Here is a 1460-nt window from a genome sequence, read left to right as displayed (position 1 = left end):
GCTATCTAATGCACACATCTTTGTTGCGAAGATCGGCGAAGACTGATTCTCTGATGAGAGGCGGTCTTGTGGAGGGCGGTCTTATGTCGATGGAGATTGGACTGGGGCGGTTTGGCGATCGTCGCCTGGAAAAAGGGGGGCGGCGTTGCATGATGCGCTCGTTCGCCGGCCTGGTTCATGCATTCGTCGTCTTGCAGGGAACCGAGCGCAGGAGGTGCGTTTTACGCGCTTTCTGCGCAATGAACGGGTGAGTGTCGCCGAGATGGCGAGCCATGCGGCTTCGCGCACAGCGGCGCGGGTTGCCGGTCGTGAGATCATTGTCGTTCAGGACACCAGCGAACTGATCCTTGGCGGCCGGCGTGCCAAAGCCAACGGGTATGGACCTGTCGGCAAAGGCGGCGGAACCCGCGGCCTGCTTTTGCATGCGGCGCTGGCACTTGATGCCGGCAATGGTGCGTTACTGGGTCTTGTTGATGCGCAGGTCTGGAATCGTGACAAAGGCAAGGTGACGCCCCGGCGATCGCGCGCAACAACAGACAAGGAGTCCCAACGTTGGCTCTTGGGGGCGGCACAAGCCGGGACGGCACTGTCGAGCGCGCGGAGCATCACCGTCATCTCCGACCGGGAAAGCGACATTTATGAGCACTTCGCGCGACGTCCAGCGAATGTAGAGCTGATTGTCAGGGCAAACTGGAATCGGAAGATCAAACTGAAGTCCGGAGCTTTTGCGGAGCAGATTGACTTTGTCGATAGCTTACCGGAAGCAGCCCGGTTCAGCGTGACGATTCCGGCGGCGCCGGGCCGCAAGGAACGAACGGCCGAGCTTGCCTTGCGCTTCTCGCCGGTGACGTTGTGCCGGCCACATCCAAGCCCCGCGCCTGATCTGCCTGACACGATCGACCTAACCATGGTCGATGTTCGGGAGGTGTCATCGCTCCATGACGGCGAGCCGATCCATTGGCGGCTTCTCACCACCCATGCCGTAGGAAGCCCGAAACAAGGACGCCGGATCGTCGAGCTCTATCGCAAGCGTTGGACCATCGAGGAGTTCTTCCGCACGCTCAAGTCCGCCGGCTTTGATATCGAGGAAGCTGACATTAGCGAACCCGAGGCCATGATCAGGCTCGTCGCCGCAGCCACCGTAGCGACGGTCACGATCATGCAACTGGTCCGCGCCCGTGACGGAACGACCGAGCAGGAGCTGACCGAGGTTCTCGAGCGGGATGACCAGCCTGTGCTGGAAGCCCTGTCTTCTCAGCTCGAGGGGGCTACTACAAAGCAAAAGAACCCACATCCAAAAGGCACGCTCGCCTTCGCTGCCTGGGTCATTGCTCGGCTTGGAGGATGGACCGCCTATTACGGAAAGCCTGGCCCAAAGGTGATGCGCATAGGCCTCGAAGCCTTCCGCCGCATCAAATACGGCACCACTCTAAGGCTCGAAAATGTGTGAATCGGATAGC

General features: G+C 60.2%; 1 protein-coding gene. It reads left to right on the top strand.

Annotated features, from left to right (window positions below):
• The first annotated feature begins 214 nt into the window (after window positions 1–214).
• Entirely contained in the window at window positions 215–1450 is a 1236-nt protein-coding gene (locus ACFFWD_RS23080) for an IS4 family transposase (RefSeq protein ID WP_376968845.1), read from the top strand.
• The last annotated feature ends 10 nt before the right edge of the window (window positions 1451–1460 follow it).

Origin of the sequence: Bradyrhizobium erythrophlei (assembly GCF_042430365.1) — a bacterium.
GTDB lineage: Bacteria > Pseudomonadota > Alphaproteobacteria > Rhizobiales > Xanthobacteraceae > Bradyrhizobium > Bradyrhizobium erythrophlei.
This window is presented reverse-complemented; position numbering and strand designations above follow the sequence as displayed.